2 protein-coding genes are annotated in these 1516 nt (G+C 71.7%); both read left to right on the forward strand.

All coding sequences use genetic code 11. The annotated features are described in order from the left end of the window. Positions 1 to 945, forward strand: a 945-nt coding sequence (locus D180_RS09180) for an AsmA-like C-terminal region-containing protein (protein ID WP_017912561.1), incomplete at its 5' end; no start/stop codon positions are given. Positions 946 to 1172: 227 nt separating this feature from the next. Continuing rightward, on the forward strand, positions 1173 to 1516 hold a 344-nt coding region (locus D180_RS09185; RefSeq protein WP_043090708.1), incomplete at its 3' end, for a DNA gyrase modulator.

The following is a 1516-nucleotide window of genomic DNA, read 5'->3' on the forward strand; positions in this document are numbered from 1 at the left end:
GCCACGCCCGCCGACAGCGGGGTCGCCGGCAGCGCCGGCCCGGTCCCGGCCGGCCCCTTCGCCGACAGCCTGGACCCGGCCACGATCCCGGCGCTGGCGCTGGACGTGGACGACCTGCGCTTCGGCGCGATGACCCTCGGCGCGGCCTCGCTGCGCACGCGCAAGCTCGCCGACGGCATGCAGGTGGACCAATTGCACCTGCGTTCGGACAAGCAGAAGATCGACATCAGCGGCGACTGGCGCGGCAAGGGCGCCACCGCCCGGACCCAGCTCAACGCCAACGTCGACAGCCGCGATCTGGGCGAACTGATGCAGAACCTGGACTTCGGCGGGCAGGTGCGCGGCGGCGAAGGCCAGCTGACGCTCAGTGCCGCCTGGCCGGGCACGCCGTCCGGCCTGCAGTTGGCCACGGTGCAGGGGCAGCTCGACGTGGCCGCGCGCAATGGGCAATTGCTGGAACTGAACCCGGGCGCAGGGCGCGTGCTCGGCCTGCTCAGCGTGGCGCAACTGCCGCGGCGGCTGATGTTCGATTTCCGCGACTTCTTCTCCAAGGGCTTCGCCTTCAACCGCATCGACGGCCAGATCCGTTTCGGCGACGGCCTGGCGCGCAGCGACAATCTGGTCATCGATGGCCCGGCCGCGGAGATCAAGGTGCGCGGCGAGGCCGACCTGCGCGCTCAGCAGTTCGACCAGACCATCGACGTCAATCCCAAGTCCGGCAACCTGCTGACCGTGGTCGGCGCGGTGGCCGGCGGGCCGGTCGGCGCGGCGGTCGGCGCCGCCGCCAACGCGGTGCTCGGCAAGCCGCTGGGCAACATCGGTGCGCGCACCTACCGGGTCACCGGGCCGTGGAAGGATCCCAAGGTGGACGTGATCGAGCGCGAGTCGGCGCGCCCGCCGGCGGCGCCTGCCGCGACGCCGCCGGCTGCGTCCGGGAAGCCCTGAAAAGCCGGGATTGGGGATGACCAGCCTGCGGCTGTTGAAAGCCGGGAGTGGGGATGGCGGCGGTTGCGCGCGATGCCGGTCGCAAGGATGGCAGTGGCGCGGCGCCCTGCGCGTGCATGGGATGCGGTGCATTGCCTGGAGACCGCCGCGCTTCCCGCGCGCCTGCTGTGTTCAGACTGTGCCGCCCGCCGCTTGCGCTGCGCGCCTTCCTCCCCCATGTTGAGCCCATGAACGATCACGCCCTGAGTCTTGCCGAAACCTGCCTGTTGCTTCCCGCCGGCCTGGATGCCACCAGCCTGGAGCGCGCCTTCGGCACGCTGCTCGGCCCCGGCATCGATTTCGGCGACCTGTATTTCCAGCATTCGCGGCGCGAGAGCTGGAGCGTGGAGGACGGCATCGTCAAGGATGGCGCCCACTCCATCGAGCAGGGCGTGGGGGTGCGCGCGATCTCCGGCGACAAGACCGGCTTCGCCTATTCCGACGACATCCACCGCGACGCGCTGCTGGCCGCCGCGCAGTCGGCGCGGGCCATCTCCCGCGACGGCGGCGCGCAGCCGGCGCACGCGCTGCA

It is taken from the genome of Xanthomonas sp. SHU 166, assembly GCF_000364685.1.
Lineage (GTDB): Bacteria > Pseudomonadota > Gammaproteobacteria > Xanthomonadales > Xanthomonadaceae > Xanthomonas_A > Xanthomonas_A sontii.